Source organism: Alphaproteobacteria bacterium GM7ARS4 (assembly GCA_014332745.1).
Taxonomy (GTDB): Bacteria; Pseudomonadota; Alphaproteobacteria; order GM7ARS4; family GM7ARS4; genus GM7ARS4.
In genome coordinates, this window is the sequence record JACONL010000002.1 from 64,718 (window position 1) to 85,532 (window position 20,815).

Annotated in this window: 18 protein-coding genes and 1 pseudogene; 14 read left to right on the forward strand and 5 right to left on the reverse strand. The window is 52.4% G+C overall.

Annotated features, from left to right (window positions below):
• The first annotated feature begins 9 nt into the window (after positions 1–9).
• The 5 genes and pseudogenes from sdhD to GDA54_03025 all read left to right on the forward strand — a co-directional run bounded on the left by sdhD (position 10) and on the right by GDA54_03025 (position 6,173).
• Positions 10–393 carry a succinate dehydrogenase, hydrophobic membrane anchor protein gene (gene sdhD, locus GDA54_03005; protein ID MBC6497274.1) on the forward strand — a complete coding sequence of 128 codons (384 nt, stop codon included), beginning with the start codon at positions 10–12 and terminating at the stop codon, positions 391–393.
• A pseudogene (sdhA, locus tag GDA54_03010) lies at positions 390–2,047 on the forward strand (succinate dehydrogenase flavoprotein subunit). The gene sdhD and the pseudogene sdhA overlap by 4 nt, the downstream one beginning before the upstream one ends.
• A 26-nt stretch (positions 2,048–2,073) precedes the next feature.
• Complete coding sequence (locus tag GDA54_03015) at positions 2,074–2,874, forward strand: succinate dehydrogenase iron-sulfur subunit (GenBank protein MBC6497275.1); 801 nt, start codon at positions 2,074–2,076, stop codon at positions 2,872–2,874.
• Positions 2,875–2,958: 84 nt separating this feature from the next.
• The gene (acnA, locus tag GDA54_03020; GenBank protein MBC6497276.1) at positions 2,959–5,736 is read left to right on the forward strand and encodes an aconitate hydratase AcnA; all 2,778 of its coding nucleotides are present in this window, start codon (positions 2,959–2,961) and stop codon (positions 5,734–5,736) included.
• A gap of 2 nt (positions 5,737–5,738) precedes the next feature.
• Complete coding sequence (locus tag GDA54_03025) at positions 5,739–6,173, forward strand: transcriptional repressor (GenBank protein ID MBC6497277.1); 435 nt, start codon at positions 5,739–5,741, stop codon at positions 6,171–6,173.
• Here the strand turns inward: GDA54_03025 and GDA54_03030 are convergent.
• Positions 6,168–7,013 (reverse strand): site-specific DNA-methyltransferase, encoded by an 846-nt coding sequence (locus GDA54_03030; GenBank protein ID MBC6497278.1) that lies wholly within the window; start codon positions 7,011–7,013, stop codon positions 6,168–6,170. The genes GDA54_03025 and GDA54_03030 overlap by 6 nt on opposite strands.
• A gap of 231 nt (positions 7,014–7,244) precedes the next feature.
• Between GDA54_03030 and GDA54_03035 the strand changes: the two genes are divergently transcribed.
• From GDA54_03035 to trmB, 9 genes are all read left to right on the forward strand, one after another.
• The gene (locus GDA54_03035) at positions 7,245–8,051 is read left to right on the forward strand and encodes a 1-acyl-sn-glycerol-3-phosphate acyltransferase (protein MBC6497279.1); all 807 of its coding nucleotides are present in this window, start codon (positions 7,245–7,247) and stop codon (positions 8,049–8,051) included.
• 34 nt (positions 8,052–8,085) lie between these two features.
• Positions 8,086–9,567, forward strand: a complete 1,482-nt coding sequence (gene miaB, locus GDA54_03040) for a tRNA (N6-isopentenyl adenosine(37)-C2)-methylthiotransferase MiaB (protein ID MBC6497280.1) — start codon at positions 8,086–8,088, stop codon at positions 9,565–9,567.
• Positions 9,568–9,611: 44 nt separating this feature from the next.
• Entirely contained in the window at positions 9,612–10,661 is a 1,050-nt protein-coding gene (locus GDA54_03045) for a PhoH family protein (GenBank protein ID MBC6497281.1), read from the forward strand.
• Entirely contained in the window at positions 10,662–11,315 is a 654-nt protein-coding gene (gene ybeY / locus GDA54_03050; GenBank protein ID MBC6497282.1) for an rRNA maturation RNase YbeY, read from the forward strand.
• Positions 11,293–12,201, forward strand: a complete 909-nt coding sequence (locus GDA54_03055) for a hypothetical protein (protein MBC6497283.1) — start codon at positions 11,293–11,295, stop codon at positions 12,199–12,201. The genes ybeY and GDA54_03055 overlap by 23 nt, the downstream gene beginning before the upstream one ends.
• Positions 12,179–13,846, forward strand: coding sequence for an apolipoprotein N-acyltransferase (lnt, locus tag GDA54_03060; GenBank protein MBC6497284.1), 1,668 nt, complete (start codon positions 12,179–12,181; stop codon positions 13,844–13,846). Before GDA54_03055 ends, lnt begins: the two co-directional genes overlap by 23 nt.
• Positions 13,847–14,079: 233 nt before the next feature.
• On the forward strand, positions 14,080–14,469 hold the full coding sequence (locus tag GDA54_03065) for a helix-turn-helix transcriptional regulator (protein MBC6497285.1): 390 nt from the start codon (positions 14,080–14,082) through the stop codon (positions 14,467–14,469).
• 20 nt (positions 14,470–14,489) lie between these two features.
• Entirely contained in the window at positions 14,490–15,698 is a 1,209-nt protein-coding gene (locus tag GDA54_03070) for a methionine adenosyltransferase (GenBank protein MBC6497286.1), read from the forward strand.
• Entirely contained in the window at positions 15,653–16,393 is a 741-nt protein-coding gene (gene trmB, locus GDA54_03075; protein ID MBC6497287.1) for a tRNA (guanosine(46)-N7)-methyltransferase TrmB, read from the forward strand. The genes GDA54_03070 and trmB overlap by 46 nt, the downstream gene beginning before the upstream one ends.
• Here trmB and GDA54_03080 read toward each other — a convergent pair.
• The 4 genes from GDA54_03080 to GDA54_03095 are packed head-to-tail and all read right to left on the reverse strand — an operon-like array spanning position 16,390 to position 20,811.
• Positions 16,390–16,707, reverse strand: a complete 318-nt coding sequence (locus GDA54_03080; protein ID MBC6497288.1) for a hypothetical protein — start codon at positions 16,705–16,707, stop codon at positions 16,390–16,392. The two genes, trmB and GDA54_03080, sit on opposite strands and share 4 nt — an antisense overlap.
• Positions 16,708–16,720: 13 nt before the next feature.
• The gene (locus GDA54_03085) at positions 16,721–17,668 is read right to left on the reverse strand and encodes an SPFH/Band 7/PHB domain protein (GenBank protein ID MBC6497289.1); all 948 of its coding nucleotides are present in this window, start codon (positions 17,666–17,668) and stop codon (positions 16,721–16,723) included.
• Positions 17,669–17,677: 9 nt separating this feature from the next.
• The gene (locus GDA54_03090; GenBank protein MBC6497290.1) at positions 17,678–17,827 is read right to left on the reverse strand and encodes a hypothetical protein; all 150 of its coding nucleotides are present in this window, start codon (positions 17,825–17,827) and stop codon (positions 17,678–17,680) included.
• Between the two features lie 32 nt (positions 17,828–17,859).
• Positions 17,860–20,811 carry a bifunctional [glutamine synthetase] adenylyltransferase/[glutamine synthetase]-adenylyl-L-tyrosine phosphorylase gene (locus GDA54_03095; GenBank protein MBC6497291.1) on the reverse strand — a complete coding sequence of 984 codons (2,952 nt, stop codon included), beginning with the start codon at positions 20,809–20,811 and terminating at the stop codon, positions 17,860–17,862.
• Between the last annotated feature and the right edge of the window lie 4 nt (positions 20,812–20,815).

Consider the following 20,815-nt stretch of genomic DNA (forward strand, 5'->3'; position numbering starts at 1 on the left):
GAGAGCGCGATGATGACGGAGATAAGAAAAGCTCCTGCTGTGGAGAGTGGTGTCGTCCATTGGTGGTATCAACGGATGACGGCTGTTATGTTGGTCGTCTTAAGTGCATGGTTGGCATGGTCGTTTTTTATGATGGGGTCTCTGCCTCTTGATGGGCGTTCTATGACAGAATATATGCGGGCATGGGTGAGTGATGGCGTCCATGGCGTGTTATTGGGTCTTTTGATGTTGTTGATCGCATGGCATGGGTATTTAGGGGGTTGTGTCGTCATCGATGATTATGTGCGTGTGCCATGGGTTCATCGTGCGTGGCATGTGGGGCTTGGTCTTGTTTGTGGTGTGTGTGCGGTGACGTCTGTTCTCTCTGTTATGTCTTTGGTGTGGTTGTCATGACGGCCTATGACGTTCAAGAACATCACTATGATGTCATCATTGTTGGCGCTGGGGGTTCAGGGCTCAGGGCGGGTTTAGGGGCCAGTGAGGCGGGGCTCAAGGTTGCATGTATGACCAAGATGCCATCGCCTTTATGTGCGAACAAGCGCCGCGCGCTGTCTTTGAGTTAGAGCATTATGGCGTTCCCTTTTCACGCACTGAGGATGGGAAGATTTATCAGCGTCCCTTTGGTGGCATGACGACACATTTCGGTCAAGGGACGGCGCAACGCACATGTGCGGCGGCTGACCGTACTGGTCATGCGATCATTCATACGTTGTATCAGCAATCGTTGCGTCACAGCACGGATTTTTTCATTGAGTATTTTGTCCTTGACCTATTGATGGATGGTGAGGGCGCATGTGTGGGCGTGTTAGCGTGGTGTTTAGAGGACGGCTCTCTGCATGTGTTTCGTTCCCATCAGGTTATTTTGGCAACGGGAGGGTATGGGAGGACATATTTTGCGTGTACCTCTGCCCATAGTTGCACGGGGGACGGCGGCGGCATGGTATTACGGGCGGGGCTTGTGTTGCAGGATATGGAATTTATCCAATTTCATCCCACTGGCATTTATGGGGTAGGCGTGTTGATAACGGAGGGCGCTCGGGGAGAGGGGGGGTATCTCACCAATGCTGTGAATGAGCGTTTTATGCCGCGCTATGCGCCCCATGCCAAAGATTTAGCGTCTCGCGATGTCGTCTCGCGCTCGATAACAACGGAAGTCATGGAGGGACGGGGCTGTGGTGAGCGCAAAGACCATGCGTTGTTGCATTTACACCATCTCTCGCCAAAGGTGATAGAGGAGCGCCTGCCGGGCATTCGTGAGTCGTCGCGTATCTTTGCCAATGTGGACATTACGAAACACCCCATTCCCGTCATTCCCACGGTGCATTATAACATGGGGGGAATCCCTACCACGCTCCATGGGCAAGTCGTGACGACAGATGGCAAGGGCGGGGTGCGTGTGGTGGAGGGGCTGATGGCGGTGGGCGAAGCCGCATGCGTCTCGGTGCATGGAGCAAATCGTTTAGGCTCTAACTCTCTCCTTGATTTGATTGTGTTTGGACGTTCTGCCGCCAAGCATTGTGCCGACACGGTGACGCCGGGACAGAAACACAAGGCATTGGCAAAAGCCTCTATTGATAAGTCTATGGCGTATTTCGATAAGAGGCGACATGCGAAGGGTGATAGGATGACAGCATCCATGCGCCTCGAGATGCAACATATCATGCAACGTCATTGTCCTGTCTATCGAAGCGCTGATGTGATGGAGGAGGGATGGAAAAAACTTCAGGCGCTGTACAAGAGCCGTGAGTCCCTCAGTGTGACCGACAGGTCGCTCATATGGAATTCGGATCTCGTGGAGACGCTGGAATATGATAACCTTATGGCGCAATCTATGGTGAGTCTTGCTGCTGCTTTGAACAGGAAGGAGAGTCGAGGCGCTCACGCCCGTCAAGATTTTCCCGACAGAGATGACACTCATTGGATGAAGCACAGTTTGCTTGCTCTTGATGAGAAAAAAGCCCATGTGGATATTTCTTATCGTCAGGTGACGACTGAGACAGGGATGAAAGGCGTGCCGTCTATCCCGCCAGTCGAGCGGGTGTATTAGCGACAGACAGCCTCAGGAGACAGCTTATGGTTCAATTACGCTTACCGCCCCATGCGCGGGTGAAAAAAGGAAAAGAGTGGACATCCCAAGGCGCATCACCGCCACAGCATGCATGCGTTGTGTCTGTCTATCGTTACGACCCCGACAAGGAGGAGTCGCCTCGCCTTGACCGCTATACCATCGATAGGGATGATTGTGGCCCTATGGTGTTGGATGCCCTTATCAAGATTAAAAACGAGATAGACCCTAGCCTCACATTTCGCCGCTCTTGTCGAGAGGGTATTTGCGGTTCATGCGCCATGAACATCGATGGCACGAACACGCTTGCATGCCTTAAGCCTTTGGATGACATAGACAATGTTGTGTCTGTCTATCCTCTTCCCCACATGCCTGTCATAAAAGACCTTGTCCCTGACATGACAGAATTTTATCGTCAATATGCCTCTATCGAGCCATGGCTGAAAAATGATACGCTCCCTGAGGATGGGCGCGAACGCCGACAAACGCCAGAGGCTCATGCGGCGATGGAGGGGAGCTATGAATGCGTCTTATGCGCATGCTGTTCCACCGCATGCCCGTCTTATTGGTGGAATGGCGATAAATTTCTGGGTCCCGCCATTTTACTACAGGCATACCGATTCATTGCCGATAGCAGAGATACGGCTTTGATAGAGAGGTTGCAATCTTTGGATGATAGATTTAAGCTCTATCGCTGTCATACCATCATGAATTGCACGAAAACATGTCCCAAGCATCTCAATCCCGCTCAGGCTATCGCCGCCATCAAGAAACGTATCGCCCAGCACAAGATTGCTCGAAGAGGATAAACGGGCAAGACGCTCACATCCTCACGGCATGCATGGGAGCTTGTGGGGGGGGAAGATGTGTGCGGGACGGCGCTATGGTGGATGATGGAGGAGAGAGACAAGGTGCGTCCTGAGCCATCCCCTTTTATACGTCCCTTGCGCAAGTACAGAAAGAAGGGGGAGGCGCGTCCCCTTTCCTATGTGAGTCTCACAGCGGCCTCTCACCATTATCGCTGTGACATCACCCACCTTCCTTATACGCTACGTATTCTGTTGGAGAATGTGTTGCGATGCGCGCCTCACAGGGACGATGCTATCCGTTCTTTGATGACGTATGGGCGGGAAGAGGAGGCGACGACATCAGAATCACTGGCTATTCCTTTGATGCCTGTGCGGGTGTTGATGCAAGATTTCACAGCTGTGCCGGCGGTTGTTGATTTGGCGTCCATGCGTAGTGTCATGGAGGCGTTAGGTAAGGATCCCTCGCGTATCAATCCGCGCATTGCCGTGGATCTCGTCATTGACCATTCCGTGACGGTTGACCATTATGCCTCGAAGGATGCCTTTATGCATAATGTGCGTGACGAATTTTCTCGTAATCAAGAGCGTTATCGTTTTTTGAAATGGGCGCAGAATGCCTTTTCGCATTTTCGGGTCGTTCCGCCGGGCACAGGGATATGCCATCAGGTGAATTTAGAGTATCTGGCGTCAGTGGTGCATTGTCGGGAGGAGGACATGGTGCTCTGTCCCGATGTCGTCATCGGAACAGATAGCCATACGACGATGGTCAATGGTTTAGGCGTGCTGGGGTGGGGTGTTGGCGGTATTGAGGCAGAAGCCGCCATGTTAGGGCAGGCACTCTCTATGGAGATACCACAGGTCGTAGGCGTGCATATGCATTCTTCCTTGTCGCCGACGGTGAGTGCCACAGACCTTGTGCTGACGGTGACGGAACGTTTGCGCCAAAAGAATGTCGTTGGCAAATTTGTTGAGTTCTTTGGCGAGGCGGTGAAAGACTTATCCCTTGCCGATAGGGCGACTCTTGCCAATATGGCGCCTGAATATGGTGCGACATGTGGCTATTTTCCTGTGGATGAAGAGACATGCCGTTATTTGAAGCTCAGTGGGCGCGATTCGTCCCATGTGGACATCGTCGAGGCGTATGCGAAGGCGCAAGGTTTGTGGGCCTTGTCGCCAGAGGAGGTGCGCCATCGTTACCATGATATTGTGGATGTGGACCTCAGTAGAATCGAGCCGAGCCTTGCTGGTCCTTCGAAGCCTCAGGACAGAGTGTCTTTGGTTGATGTGCCAAAGCAATTTGCGTCCTATCACAAGGCGCTGACAGAGGAAGGGGCGCATGGTGAGAGCACAATCCATGAGAGCACGGCAAGGGGGGAGAAAGAGTCCCTGAGCGATGGACATGTCGTCATCGCCGCCATCACCAGTTGTACGAACACGTCTAATCCTTATGCCATGTTGGCGGCGGGATTGCTCGCTCAACGCGCTGTCCGTGCGGGTTTGAAGGTTAAGGCGTGGGTTAAGACATCTTTGGCGCCTGGTAGTGCCGTTGTGCGTGACTATTTAGAGAAAGCCGATGTGATGACGTCTTTGGAGGCTTTAGGCTTTCATATTGTTGGCTATGGCTGTATGACGTGTATTGGCAATTCTGGTCCTTTGAAGCCTGTCTATGAAGAGGAGATACGTCGTCGCCGTCTCTGTGTGGCATCAGTTTTGTCGGGGAATCGTAATTTTGAGGGGCGTATCCATCCGTTGGTGCGGGCGAACTATCTGACGTCTCCCCTTCTTGTTGTGGCGTATGCTTTGGCGGGTTCGCTCTATTGTGATATGGAGAAAGATCCCTTGGGTGTGACGTCTGATGGCGCGCCTCTGTTTTTGCGCGACATCCTTCCTCAAGGACATGAGGTGCGCGCGATGGTGTCGTCCCATGTGCGCGACTCCATGTTTAAGGCGCATTATGGTGACGTTTTCAAGGGAACGGAGGCATGGCAACGACTTCCTACAGAGCATTCTGTGACCTATGATTGGCAGGAGGAGTCCACCTATGTGCGTGAAGTGCCTTTCTTTGAAGAGGTAAAGAAGGGCAAGAATGGCGCGAGGAGTCGTCATCATGGCGGTGATGGTGGTATCAGGGGGGCGCGCCCTCTTGTCATATTGGGCGATTCCATCACCACAGACCATATTTCGCCAGCGGGGGCTATCAGCCCTATGAGCGCGGCGGCGGACTATCTCACGGCCTGTGGTGTGGCGCCGTCAGCGTTTAATTCCTATGGGGCGCGGCGAGGCAATCATGAGGTCATGGTCCGTGGCACCTTTGCCAATGTGCGTTTGCGGAATCGTATGGTGGCGGGGAAGGAAGGGGGCTATACGCGTGTCTATCCTCAAGGGAGAGAGATGCGTCTTTTTGAGGCGGCACAAGCGTATCGTCGCCAAGGCACGCCTTTGATTGTCATTGCTGGAAAACATTATGGCGCTGGCTCTTCGCGGGATTGGGCGGCGAAGGGGCCCCGTCTTCTTGGTGTGCGCGCCGTCATTGCCTCTAGTTTTGAGCGCATTCATCGCTCGAATCTTGTGGGCATGGGGATTCTTCCCCTTGTGTGGGCTGAGGGTATCGATGTCCCTTCTTTTGCTGGGTGTGAGCTCTTTGATATAGAGTGGCAGCAGCTCTGTGTGAAGGGGGATGTGATGTTGCGCGTTACCGATGATACGGGGGCGCTTTTAGGGACATACCCCATGCGCTGTTGCATTCATACGGACGAAGAAATGCATGCCTACAACGCTGGCGGGATTCTTCCTTTCGTCTTGCAAACGATGATGAAGCAAGGGGACGTGACGAGACATCATGTGGACGATAAGGGGGTGTGATGATGTCGATCGTGGAAAAAATAGAGGCTCTGTGTCATAGGCGTGGATTGCGGATGACGGAGCAGCGCCGCCTCATTGCCCATGTGTTAGAACAAGCTGATGACCATCCCGATGTGGAGGAGCTCTATAGGCGGGCGCAAGCGAGAGATTCATCCATCAGTATCGGCACGGTCTATCGGACGGTGCGTATGTTAGAGGATGCTGGCATTTTAGCGCGCCATGGCTTTGGCGGGAGCAGATCGCGCTACGAGCCAGCGACAGAGGAGCATCACGACCATTTGGTGGATGTGCGTAGCGGGAAGGTGATCGAATTTTCCAATGACGATATCGAGAGACTACAGCACAAGATCGCGCAAGAATTAGGCTATCGCCTCATAGGGCATCGCCTCGAACTCTATGCTGTTCCCCTCGAGGGGCGTGATAAAGAAAAATCATAAGGGCGTTTCCCTCATGGTCGTTGCGGCGCGTTCGAGGCGCTTTTTCATGATCGTGATGGCGTCATGATTGCTGTCGATCAAGACAGCATGGCGTCCATGGCGGATGGCGGCTTCCCCTGTTGTGCCACTGCCAGCAAAGAAGTCCAAGACCATGTCCCCGGGATTGCTGTGGACTCGCACAATGCGTTCGAGAATTGCCACGGGCTTTTGTGTCGGGTAGTTCGTTTTTTCGCGCCCATTGGTTGGGACAATGGTATTCCACCACACATCTGTGGGTGTCTTTCCTCTTGCCGCCTTCTCCTTGCCGACCAGACTAGGCGCCATATACGGAATTCTATCAATGTCGTCATAGCGGTATGTATAACAACGAGGGTTTTTCACATACCAAAAAATCGTGTCGTGCTTTGCTGACCATCGTGTTTTAGAGCGTCCGCCATAATCATAGGCCCATATGATTTCATTCATGAAACTCTGCCGACCGAATATGTCATCCAAGAGGACCTTGCAATAATGCGCTTCGCGATAATCGATATGGAAGAACAGCGCCCCGTCAGGGGCAAGGAGTCTGTAGGCTTCTATCAGGCGTGGTTTAATGAACGCCATGAAGTCATCAAAATAGTCGTCATAAGATGGTGAGTCGATGTCCGTCACATGATAACGTTTCCCGCCATACCCATGACGCGTGCCATGCATATCTTGTGCCACGGCCATGCGTTGACGCCTCTGGCGTTTGCCTGTGTTGAAGGGGGGGTCAATATAGATGAGATGGAACATCCCGTCCTTATACTCAGGGAGAATGTCGAGGCAATCCCCATGGCGAATGATACATCGCTGTCCCATACTACGCTTATTCCGTTCGGTTAAGGAAAAAAACGGCACATAAGACCATACCAAGGTGAACATGCCAAAGGCACATACCAAGTATTATGTTCTTTTGTGTGTTATACTGCTCTCTCTATTAAAACCACGTCACTCGATGGGCCGACCATATGCGATATTTTTCTAGCGTTCTTTTATGCTTGACGCAAGGACTATGTCCACCGTTGAGCAAGGTTGCATGAACATCGTCATATGATGGAATGGCTCATCAGGGGGGTGCGTGTCGTCATGTTGTTTGCCCTCTTTATGTGTCTTGTCGTCACGCATGTCGTCTGTCGTCCTGTTCTGAGAGAGCCCCTCCCTTCTGTTGCTCGTTTCTTCTATAGGATGTTGTTAGCGATCATGGGGATACATGTCTGTGTTCAGGGGGTGCGCTATAGGCGCGCATGTCTCTTTGTCGCCAACCATGCCTCGTGGCTTGACATTCCTATCATGGGGATGGTTTTGCCAGATGTGCGTTTTGTGGCGAAAGAGACATTATTATTGTCGCGCGTTTTTCGTATTTTTTCATGGTGGCATCCTCCCCTTTTCGTTCAACGGCATCGGCGCTTTGATGTGCGTGAGCAGCGCGATAGGCTGTCGTCTCAACTGATGGATGGCAAGAGTCTCATGCTCTTTGCTGAGGGGTATGCGACTGACGGCAACAAAGTCCGTGAATTTAAGAGTAGCCTCTTCGATGCGGCTTACGCCCATGACATGAAGGTTCAACCTGTGAGTATTGCCTATAGCCATATGGATGGCACGCCTGTGCGGCAGATGATGCGCTCAACCTATGCGTGGTATGGGCATATGCGTTGGATAGCCCATGTGTGGCGCTTATTGTCCGTGACGCAGAGTCTCGTCACCATGCGTTTTTATACGCCTATGGTGTCGCGCGCCGCATCGTCGCGTAAAGACCTCGCCCATCGGTGCTGTCTATGCGTGAGACAAGGTGTGGCTCAAGACCTCTACGGCATAGGTGGCGAAAAACATGCGATGGAATACGAAGAGAAAACATAAGCGCGTGTATGCTGACGACACTTGACTTATGGACATGCTCTATTATGGTGATAGAGGGCTTAAGAGTGGGAGAAGGATTTTCGTGGGTGGCACAGTTTTTTTGAAGACGTATGGTTGCCAGATGAACGTCTATGATTCGGAGCGTGTCCGTGATATGTTGGACGTCTTAGGCTATCGAGCGGTGGAGTCGCCTCAGCATGCGGATATTCTTGTGATGAATAGTTGTCATATTCGCGAGAAGGCAGAGGAGAAAGTCTATTCTGAACTAGGGACGTGGCGTCTTGTGAAAGAGAAGCGGCGAGACGAGGGGCGTGAGACGACCATCGCCGTCATGGGGTGTGTCGCTCAGGCGGAGGGGCGTGAGATGAAACGGCGCGCGCCTTTTGTCGATATTATCATGGGCCCTCAGAGCTACCATCTTCTTCCCGAAGTCATGGCACGCCTTCACCGCCTGTCGTCCATGAAAAAGGCGAAGGGCGCAAGGGATGGGATGAAAGGGGCGGGCGTGATGCGCACATCTTTTGCCTATGAAGAAAAATTTGATGCTCTACCCCCTATCAAGACGAGCCGTGTGAGCGCCTTGATGACGGTGCAAGAAGGGTGTGACCGTTTCTGTCATTTTTGCGTTGTGCCTTATACGCGTGGCGCCGAATGGTCTCGTCCCGTTGAGGCTGTGTTAGAGGAAGCGCGCCAGCGGGTGCGCCATGGCGCGCGCGAGATTGTCCTCTTAGGACAGAATGTGAATGCCTATCATGGGTGTGATGGACGGGGAGGCACGCTCTCTCTTGCTGGCGTGATCGAGCGTTTGGCGTTGATAGACGGGCTAGAGCGTATTCGCTATACGACATCCCATCCTGCCGATATGCGGCAAGACCTCATCGATGCCCATGGCGACATTCCCCAATTGATGCCTTTTGTGCATTTGCCCGTGCAATCTGGCTCTGATAGGGTGCTGAAGGCTATGAACAGGCGTCATACGGCAGATGATTACCGCCGTATTATCGACAAACTACGCCATAGGCGTGAGGACATAGCCTTCTCGTCCGATTTCATTGTTGGGTTCGTCAACGAAACAGAAGAGGATTTTACGCAGACTCTTGATATGGTTCGTGATGTAGGCTTTGCCTCTGGCTTTTCCTTTTGCTATTCGCCGCGCCATGGGACACCAGCCGCCATGCGCCCGACTGGCGTATCAACATCGGACGCCCAAAGGCGTTTGAAAGTCTTACAAGATGTGCTCGAGGAGAGCAAGACACGCTTTCATGAGAGGCTTTGTGGCATGACCATTCCCGTCCTTGTGGAAGAGAAAAAAGAGGACGGGACATGCTACGGGCGTAGCCCATGGATGCAGTCTGTCCATATTGACGCATGGCATGGCGAGGAGGCGGGTGTCGGCACAATACGCCACGTCTCTATCCACAGAGCGTCACCCCACAGCGTGTATGGGCGTCTTGAGTCTTCCATGTCGTCCCCTCATGCGTCAATACAGGCGAAATCTCCTATGGTATTCTCGTGAAAAAGACACGGCTGACCTCCCATTCTTTCTCTGAGTCGACCCCTGTGGCGTTAGCGCCTACATCGGTTGTCCTGTCCTTTGAGGATATAGACCGCTTGGCTCTGTTATGTGGCGTCCATGATGCTCACCTCGTGTGCTTGGAAAAAGAGGCGGGCGTCTCTATCTACCCCAAAGGCAACACATTGTCGGTTGTGGGTGAGCCTCTATCGGTTGCCCATGTCGTGCGCGCTCTCCAGCGTCTCTATGGCGCATTGGCGTCTATGGGCGGTGAGCATGGGGTGTCCCAAGAGAGCGTCATGGCATGTTATGATGAGGAAAGACGCAGACAGCGCCTCTTGTCTTCCGTTGAAGGCATGGATGAAGAGAGAAAGGCATCGATTCGCATTCATCAGCATGGTGTGGTGGCGCGTCGTCTTATGCAAGCCCGTTATATGGAAGCGATGGCGCGCTATCCCGTTGTTTTTGCCGAAGGCCCTGCGGGCACTGGCAAGACATATCTCTCTATCGCCTATGCCGCCTCTATGCTTGTGTCTGGTGATGTAGAGCGCATTGTGCTGTCGCGTCCAGCTGTAGAGGCGGGGGAACGTCTAGGATTTCTGCCGGGCGATATGAAAGAAAAGGTAGACCCTTACTTACGTCCTCTCTATGATGCGCTCAACGACATGATGTCGCCCCACACCCTTGCGCGCTATAGGGACAGAGGGATGATCGAGGTTGCGCCTCTGGCATTTATGCGTGGACGCACATTGAGGAATGCGTTTATCATTCTCGATGAAGCACAGAACACGACACCGATACAAATGAAGATGTTTTTGACCCGCCTTGGTGAAGGCTCACACATGGTCATTGCTGGCGATGCCAGTCAGGTGGATAGCATTCCGTCGTCTCGCTCAGGGCTGACGGATGCTCTCGAGATTTTTTCCTCGATGGACGATGTTAAAGTCATCCATTTCACAGAGAGGGACTCAGTCCGCCACCCCCTTGTTCAGAAAATGCTCGAAGCCTATGGACGTAAAGCCCGCCAAGCCAATATGGCAGAAGAGGGGAGACGACAGAAAGCCCATCGAGGCCATGGAGAGCATGGGGAGGAATAGATGAGACATGTCTTGTTGGCATGCACATTGTGCGACAGGAGTGAAGGATGGTCTGTGCATAAGCCTTTTCATCAGCTGTTGCGCCATGCCTTATGGGCGAGTCTACAGAGCGCAAGCCCGTCGCGCCGTATCGTCATGGAAGAGGAAGAGGGGAGGGAGAGGCAGGGACACCGCCCGCCAGATTATGTTGTGGATGTCAGCATTGTTGATGATGCGGTGATTCATATGATGAATAGGCGTCACAGAGGAAGAGACATGCCAACGAACGTCCTCAGTTTTTGGGATGAACAGGCATGTGATGCATGGCACAGCATGTCATGGACCTCTCATGGGATGTCTCGGGGGACCTCTCGGGGGCTGTCTCGGGGGATGTCTCGGGGGATGTCGCAGGATGGGCGTCATCGTCCTTCTATGGCGCCATGGTGTCTGGGGGATATTATTCTTGGGTATCAGACGGTCATGAAAGAATCGCGCGCCTTGTCTATGACGTGGTATCGTCATGCATGTCGTTTGATTATCCATGGCGGGTTACATCTTGTGGGCTATACCCATGGAACAGAAGGCGCGTATCGTCTTATGGAGCAAAAGGCAGACAAGGCGTGGGCGCTGACCCGCGCTGCGATGAGGGACTATGATGAAAGCATGGCTGGATAGGTTGCGTTCCTATAAGGAGAATGGGGGTGACAACAATCATTATCAGGGCAATGGGAGCGCGTCAGATGACAACGAGCAGGGTAAGGAGTCTGGTGATTCGTCTGTCATAGAGATTGTGAGACGCCTCATGGATATGAACGATGACCGCGTCGATGGCTTGATGGTGCCTCGTGCCGACATGGTGGCGGCGGACATCAGCACCGACCCTCGCCATATTATGAAACGCATGCGCGAACATAAAGTCGATATCATTCCTCTCTATCGCCATAGTTTGGACCAGATCATAGGCTGTGTGCGCGCATGGGACTTGGCGCTCCTTGATAAGGGGAAGAAGACAGAGTCCTTATCGACATGCTTGGAAAAGCCTCTCTATGTCGTTGGCTCGGCGCGGGTTCTCGATGTGTTTGCCGATATGTGTCACCATGGGACGACGGCGGCGGTTGTGCTGGACGAATATGGCGGGGTGGATGGGTTTATCACCATGCATGATGTGATGATGTCGGTGTCTCAGGACATTTCCCACATGCGTGTTCACGGGCGTGGTCATGGACGTGTTTATGGACGTGTTCATGGGCTGGGCAACCATACGGGTTCTTGGCTCAAAGAGCGCGAAGGCTCGTATATTGTTGATGCCCGTTGCCATCTCCATGAGATCGAGAAGGCTGTTGGTCCTTTGCGTGTATCGGGGACGTTGACGGACGATTGCGATACGGTCGGGGGTCTTGTCTTTGCCCTTGCTGGGCGTGTTCCCGATAGGGGTGAGGTCGTCCGTAGCGATGCGGGTTGGGAATTCGATGTGTTGGATGTGGATATGCGGCGCATTCGCCGTCTTCGCCTACGCGCTGTTCCCGCAGAAGTGCCTCATGACACGCACCCTCGTGGCTGAGCGTTCCTTTTTCGTCTTCTTTATGCCTGTTCTTTCTGCACTCACCCGTCGTTTTGCTCTTATCGCGCCTTTATTGGGTGTTGGTATCAGCTTTGCCTTGCCTCCTTATGGTATGAGTTTTGTGCTTGTGCCTTTGTGGAGTCTGTTTGCTTTTTTCATTGGGGTGATGCCTTCTCTCACCAAAGCCTTTTATGTGGGCTGGCTGTTTGGCGTTGGGTATTTTGGGAGTAGTCTCTATTGGATTACCCATTCCTTTGCTTTTGGCCCTGCGATGTTCGCGCCTCTTGCCATTCCCTCTGTGATGCTTATGGTGGCACTCCTCTCGCTCTATGTGGCGTTTGCCTGTGTCATCATCTGTGCCCTCAGGCGGTCTTTTCGTTTATCCTCCATACGCTATGTCACCATGTTTGCGGCTGTATGGACATTGGTGGAAATGGCAAGAGGATTTCTTTTTCTTGGTTTTCCGTGGAATATCAATGCGCTTTTTCTGAGTTCGTATCTTCCCCTGTTACAAGGCGCATCGCTCACGGGTGTATGGGGTGTCAGTTTCCTTGTGACGTGGGTCTCTTGTTCTTTGGCCGCCTGTCTCTCCTTTGATGATAAAAAAGAGCATGCTGTTCATGTCGCTATGCCGCCATTATTGGTGATGCTCATGATGAGTGCGGCCGTTGTCTATGGGGCGTGGTTCTGGGGTGCGCAACGTATGGAGACGGCGTTGGGTGTGCATGACGACATACGTCTTCATATGGTACAGGGCAATATCCCACAAGGCGAAAAATGGGATGTGACACTGCGCGAGAAACACCATAGCCGACATTTACGTATGAGTATCGATGATGATGTTTTTTCTGGCGAGCTTGGCGCTCTCCAAGTGGAGAGCACCGAGAGTCAAGGTCGACGTATCATTATCTGGCCTGAGACGGCGATCACGACCTATCCCGATAGGGTGCAATCCTATCTCGATATCGCATCCCTCTTGCGTCCGGGGGATATGCTCATGAGTGGCGCAATCCACCGAGAAGTGAATTCTGACGGGAAAACAACGTCATGGAATAGTCTGTTTGTCTTTAATGCCGATGGACGTGTGGAGGAGATCTATGACAAGGTGCGTCTTGTTCCCTTTGGGGAATATGTCCCTACATGGCACTATTTTCCTCTCCATAAAGTGATTGATGGATTCCATAATTTTGCCGCTGGTGAGGGACGGAGGACTCTTGTCGTCAGTGACCATATACCGCCCTTGAGTCCTCTCATTTGCTATGAAGCCATTTTCCCTCATGATGCCACCGTGTCTATCAGGCAAAGCAAGAGACCGCAATGGCTTGTGAATATCACCAACGATGCGTGGTTTGGCGACTCCATTGGTGTGACACAGCACTTCTTTGCGTCCCGCATGCGCGCCATCGAGGAAGGGCTTCCTATGGCGCGAGTCGCCAATACGGGAATCTCTGCCTTGATCGATGCCCATGGCCGTATCCTTCACCATATCCCTGTAGAGACAGCGGGTGTGATACGCCACCCTCTCCCAAAACCCCTCCATGAGAGGACATTCTACAGCGCCTATGGGAATGCGCCCGTCTTGCTCTTTTTGTTACTGGGGCTCGCCTTCTTGATAACGCCCATCCATCCTCCACTGAGACGATAAGGCTCTCTATCCCATAAATGACGAAAAACATTCTTTCTTGTGAGGCGTATATGGAGGAATAATCAACCTTAAGTTGATTATTATCACGCTATGGACAGCCTTTGAGAGTCCCATCCATGCTGTATTCTTGGGAGTGTTCAGAGACATGGGCGTATCCCTTCTTGACATATCATTCATTATACCTTAGGTTTACATATGCTATATCTTAGGTTTATGCATGCTGTATGTTCACGATGGTATCGGTGGGGGAGGAAGAGGCGATGATAGAGAAAAAGGACGAAGCGCGCCGTGTGACGGACACGGACAGGTGGATAGGGAAGCGTTTATATGCCATGCGTCAATTTTTTGGTGTGAAGCCTGAGGATGTGGCGCGTGCTGGCGGCATTTCCAAGCAGCAGCTCCATAAGTGCGAGACAGGCAAGAATCGTATCCCAGCGGGGCGTTTAGTGGATATTGTCGTCCATGTTTTTAAGATTTCCCTTGATTTTTTCAATCCCGTCTCTCCTCTAGGCTATCGGATGCCCCGTAGGCACGAGATGGATGGTGAGAGACTGATGCGAGTCGCACAAGAGCAAAAACCATTTGGCAGAGGCGCGATAGGTGAGGGGGATAAAACATCTTGAAAAGGGCATAAGACTCTATTATGCTGGCGGCAACAAGACGGTCGGCATGGGAAAGGTGTATTTTTGTGAGTTCATATATTTTTACCAGTGAGTCCGTGTCTGATGGGCATCCAGACAAGTTATGCGATAGGGTGTCGGATGCTATTGTTGATGCGTATTTAGCACAAGATTCTGGTGCGCGTATCGCATGCGAGACATTGGCGACCACCAATAGGGTTGTGTTGGCAGGCGAGATACGTAGCAAGGCGCATATAGCACACGATGGTATCGAGGATATTGTCCGCCGTGTCGTTCGTGAGATAGGCTATGAGCAGGAAGGTTTTCATTGGAAGACTCTTCAGTTGGCGAACTATCTGCATGAGCAATCGGCAGATATTGCTCAAGGTGTGGATAGGCACACGGGTGAGGAAGAACAAGGGGCGGGCGACCAAGGTATCATGTTTGGTTACGCCTGTGATGAGAGTCCTTGTCTCATGCCCGCCCCTATTTTTTATGCCCATAGAATTCTTCATGCCTTAGCACAAGCCCGTCATAAGGGTGCTTTACCACAGCTACGTCCCGATGCGAAAAGTCAAATAAGTCTCCTCTATGAAGATGGCAAGCCTGTGAAGGCGACATCGGTTGTCCTATCGAGTCAGCATGAGGAGAGTGTCCATGGCGATGACGTCAGGGAGATGGTGCGTCCCTATGTAGAGGCGGCGCTCCCTGACGGGTGGATGTGTGAGGAGAAAGATTTTCATGTTAATCCCACGGGGCGTTTTGTCATCGGTGGTCCCGATGGCGATACGGGTTTGACGGGTCGTAAGATTATCGTTGATACCTATGGTGGGGCGGCGCCTCATGGCGGTGGCGCTTTCTCAGGGAAGGACCCCAGTAAAGTCGATAGGTCAGCCGCCTACATGGCGCGTTATGTGGCGAAGAACATTGTTGCAGCGGGGTTAGCGTCTCGTTGTGCCATACAGCTCTCTTATGCCATTGGCGTTGCCCGTCCTTTATCGGTGTATGTCCATAGTTATGGCACGAGTCAGGTTGATGACTCTGTTCTTGCTGAGACAATAAAGAATGTTGTCGACCTATCCCCATGGGGGATTATTCAGCGTTTAGCGCTGATGCGTCCTATTTACGAGATGACGGCGAATTATGGGCATTTTGGTCGTGAACCCACACAGGATGGTGGATTCTCTTGGGAGCGAACGGATTTGGTCAAAGAATTACAGAAGGCGCTCTAAGGCGGACAACGTCTTTTTATTATCGGCGGTGGGGAGGACGCCTGTCGCCTCAAGAGAGGGAACGCGCGTCCCTATTGTGGGAGCGTTGGGGTTTTTCTGTCCCCGAAGAGGGCGCGTCCATTGATGGCAGTGCGTTGTTCTCTCACGCCATCGACCATCTTGCTGTGGAGATTGGTTTTGGCGCTGGCGAGCATTTGGTGTGGCAGGCATTGCGTTATCCCCATTGGGGTTTCATTGGGTGCGAGTGCCATAGGCAAGGCCTATGGCGTCTCCTTCGGGACATCGACTCCTATGGTATTGGCAACATACGTCTTTGCGCTCAGGACGGCTCTTTGTTGTTATCGGCATTGCAGGATGGCACTGTTCATCGTTTTTTTACATTGTTCCCCGACCCATGGCCTAAGCAACGTCACAGGAAGAGGCGTCTGATATGTCCTTCCTTCGTGTCTGAGGTGATGCGTACCATGGCGGTGGCTGGCTCTTGGCGTTTTGCGTCTGATAGAGCATGTGCTTGTGCCCATGTGCGGGACGCGCTCAGGGAGCAGAGTCATGGCGCTCTTCAGGCATGCTGGCGTGGCGCGCCTCATGTCCATGATTGGCCCAGCACGCGCTACCAGAAAAAGGCGCAAGACACAGGCAGGATTGTCGAGTTTCTCTCTATAGGGCATCAAGAGTCGCAAGAAGGCGCGCCCTAGTAGTCGTTGATGTCTTTCGGTGTCTCTTTTTTGTTATGGAAAAACGTCCTTAGGATACCGACACAGAGCAGGCTAGACACAGCAAAAAGCAGGACGATATGACTCCATGCGTTGTAATTGATAAAGCCAAAATCCCACGTCATGCCAAGGAGGAAGGCGGTGGCGAGGGAGGCGAAGCCAATGGGAACAACAAAGAAATTCCATCCCAATATCATGTCGGCAATGATCAGCACCAAGCCAAGGATAGCCCAGTATTCCCATTGTAACGTCCAGCTTGCTGCTACCGCCATCCCATAGCTCGTATGTCCATTCATGAGGTTTTCCTCTTCAGGGTTTTTTCGTCACAGGCATAGAGGGGGGACGTTTTTTGTCTTCAGGCCTGATGCTTTGCAGGATGGTCTCCAGAGAGCCCAGCACCGCCGCAATATCTGTGGGGATGATGAGCGTTTTCGTATTATTGGATGTCGCCACAGCGCTTAAGGCGTGCACTTGTCTTTTGAGGATTTCGAAATCGATAGCGGGCTGTCCGTCTTCCTTGATGGCTTGAGCGAGGAGAGTCGTTTGTTTGGCATCGGCTTCCGCCTTCACGCGCACTTCGTAGGCTTCGGCGTCAGCTTTGACTTTGATGGCGTCGGCTTGCTTTTCCGCTTCGTATAATTCAGCGTCAGCGCGCAGCTCGACGGAGCGCCTTTCACCTTCGGCCTTTGCGATCATGGCGCGCCTTTCGCGTTCGGCATCCAATTGCTGTCGTTGTGACTCTTTGGTGCGTTCATCCACAACGATGTCGGTGATTTCGGTGCGCGTGACTTCGACACCCCAGATTTCAGCTGCCGCCGACAGATTGACGGCGATTTCTTGATTCATGGACTCACGGGATGATTGTAGCTCGTCTAACTCTAACTTGCCAGCAGCGGAGCGCACGATGGACGTAGAGGCCGTATAGACAGCTTTATCAATATGACGAATGCGATACACCGATGATGGCGCATCCACGATACGATAGAACACGGTTGATTCCAATCCCACTTCCACATTGTCTTTGGTAATGACAGAAATTTTGAATTCTGGCAGCTGGCGTTCTAGAATCGAGACGCGATGGGCGATAATGTCGAGGAAAGGAACGATAAAATTCAAGCCCGGGGCGAGAGTCTTTGTGTAGCGTCCGAAACGCTCCACCAGATGCACCTGAGATTGAGGCACAACCTCCACGCCCTTATAGACAAGGACAAGGAAAAAAATGACAACGAGCAGAATCAATGTCTCAAAATTTGTCATAGCCTTTTCTCATGCATCACCAGCGCCCTCGGCACACACCCGAACGCCATCAATGAACGTCATTGTTTTAATGAACGCCACCATATCACGGATGTCACGGCCATAGGCTATCGTGCATGGTAGCCTTGTGTCAACCCGCGCAAGCACATGCCCCAGCACATTTCTATGGCATGGTTGGTGTGAGGGGTTGGTTACAGGGGCGGGCGTTTTGCGATGATGCTATCGAAATGTTTGGCGACATGCGAGGCGTGGGTCTCCATGACGGCGCGTAATGCTTGTGTATTGTGTGTTTTAGCGACATGCATCAACCCTTTCATAAGCCCTTGACTGGCAAAGCGGTCGTCAAAAGCGCCCTTATGGCATAGCCTGAGTAAGCCGTCCAGCCTCTGCCATAGGGAGAGGGCTTGGGTGAGGTCGTGGCATGCCTGTTGAGAGAGATACCCCGCTTGATGGGCTCTGTGGAGGACTTGTTTTGTGGCGCTATGGAGGATGTTTGGCGTCTCATGGCTGTAGCGGAGTTGTAGATATTGGGCGATATAGTCGATATCCATGAGGCCGCCTCGGCGGTGCTTGAGATTCCAGAAGAGCGTATGGGGGTCGAGCATGTTGTGGCCTTTTTCTTTTTCTACGAGCATGCGCATATGGAGGATGTCTCTTTTGAGCGCTGTGGGGTCGCGTTTGCGCGTGATGATATTGTCGAGCGTCTGGCGGAGGGTTGTGTTGAAGGGTGTTTTTGTGGCGATAATACGGGCTCTTGTGAGCGCCATATGTTCCCAGCACCATGCGTCTTTGGCTTGGTATTTTGTGAATGCTTCTAAACTGCATGCAAGGGGGCCTTGCTCACCAGAGGGGCGTAGGGTCGCGTCAATGACATAGAGCTCACCTTCACTGGTGCGCGTGGAGAGGGCTTGGACAAGATGTTGGGCGAGGCGGTTGTAATAAGGAGCGGGGGTGAGGGATGTATTGCCTCCTTGAGAGCGCGCGTCGAGGGGGAGGGTATCATAGACGAAGATAAGGTCGAGGTCTGAGGCGGCGCATAGTTCGCCTCCTCCCCACTTGCCTAAGGTGATAATGGCGAGCTCACCTTTATGGAAAGTGCCATAGTGTTTCCTATGGTCTTTTTCTACGCGTGGTTTGAGGGCGAGCATCAGACTATCGGCAATATCGGTATAGGCTTGGGCCGTCTGTAAGGCGTCTGTCTGGTGTTGCAGAATCTGTATGCCCAGTTGGCATTTGCGGTCTTTGCTCCATCGTCTTGCGCTATCCATGCTGTCATGGAGGCTTTCATCATGGCGCATCTCTTGCTCTAGCTCTTTCAGCAGGGCGGCGCGTTGTGGGAGCGCTTTGAGGAAATCGCCTTGGGTGAGGAACTCGATGAGGACGGGACGTCTGGCGAGGCGCGTGGCAAGGCGAGGGGCGACTCCCATGATCGTGGCGAGGAGGGATATGAGCGCCGGACGAAATTGGCACAAGCTAAAGAGTTGCGTGCCAATGGGCATGGAAGAGAGGAATTGGTCGAAAATCATGATGGCATAATCGGGGTCGTCTTGGGCGCTCAACGCGTCGATGAGCGCGGGGAGGACACTCTTAAGATTTTGTCGTTCGGCATCCCCTTGGGTGGCGGGATATTGTCCTCTTATCCATCGCCTTATGCTATCGAGGGCGGTGTCGGTTTTCTTTAGTCCCCTGTCTTTGAGGTAATCCCTTGCGGCATGGCGGTGGTCGGGATTGAGGATAAGTTGGTGGAGGGCTTCTCCTTGTGATATGCGCTTGTCATCGTCTTCGTCTGTGTGGAAGGCGTCACGATAGATTGTCTCGACAGCGAGGCAATGGTGGCGGATGGCGTGCTGGAGTCCGTGCAGGCTCTTGTGGCGGGCGAAGAGGGCGAGACTCTCGGCGTCGTCTTGTTGTGAGGGGATATGGTGTGTTTGTTGGTCTAGGCGCATCTGCATACGATGTTCTAGGGAGCGTAAGAACAGGTAGGCTTCGTAGAGGGTTGTCTGTGTGTCCTTATGGATTTTTTCGCATGTTCGAAGGGCGCGAAGGCTATCGATGGTCGAGCGTGTGCGTAGAGCGGGTTCTCTTCCACCCCATATGAGCTGCATGGTTTGGACGAAGAATTCGATATCGCGGATACCGCCTCGACATCGTTTAATATCGAGTCCGAGAATATCGGCTTTCTGTTTTCCCTTTGCCTGCATGATTGTTTTGACGGCTTTCATTTCTCTGAGGGCGGAAAAATCCATATGTCGCCTCCAGATAAAGGGCTGTATATAAGAGAGGAATTGTTGCGCTGTCTTCTTATCGCCGCTGACGAAGCGGGCTTTAATGAGGGCAGCGCGTTCCCAATGCTGTGCCATATTTTCGTAGTAGACTTCTGCTGCTTCGAGAGAGAGGGCGGGGCTTGTCGTGCCATAATCGGGACGAAGGCGTAAATCAACACGCCAAACATAGCCATGGTCATTTTGCCGCGAGAGGATATCGATGCAGTGATGGATGACCTTGCGGATGAAGGACGACAGGGCCATATGATCCAAGGCCAGATGTTGAAAACTCTCATGCTGTGCGTCATAGAAGATCAATAAATCCACATCGCTTGAATAGTTCAGCTCTTCGCCCCCCAATTTCCCCATGCCAAGAATGAAGAGGCCACTTTCCTCTATGGGGATTGATTTTTTCCCTTTTGTATGATAGTCCCATGCATAACGTAGGGCGTTATCGATACAGATATCGGCGACTTTGCTGAGCATGCTCATGCATTGTTCATCGCTCCATAGGTGGCGTAGGTCGGCATAGGCGATGATGAGATGGCATTGTTGCTTGAAATGGCGTAGATGCGCCATGTGGTCGTGGGGATGCGCCTTGATATTTGCTTTGAGGGACTCGATACAATGCTCCATAAGAACAGAGCAATCTTGGCGAGGGAGTGCGCGTAACATGGCGCTATGTCGTATGGCACAGCGTTCCAGATAGGGCGAACAGGCGCACAACCAGCTGAAAAAATCATCATCAAGGGACACAGGGGTGTCATGGGACGACTCTTTTTCCCATTCTGCGCGTAGCTGTTTGTATATCCGTTGCCAACGTGCTGCCCCTTCTTTGAGAAGGGATGCATGCTGTGTCTGTGCCTCTATCTTTTCCATTAAA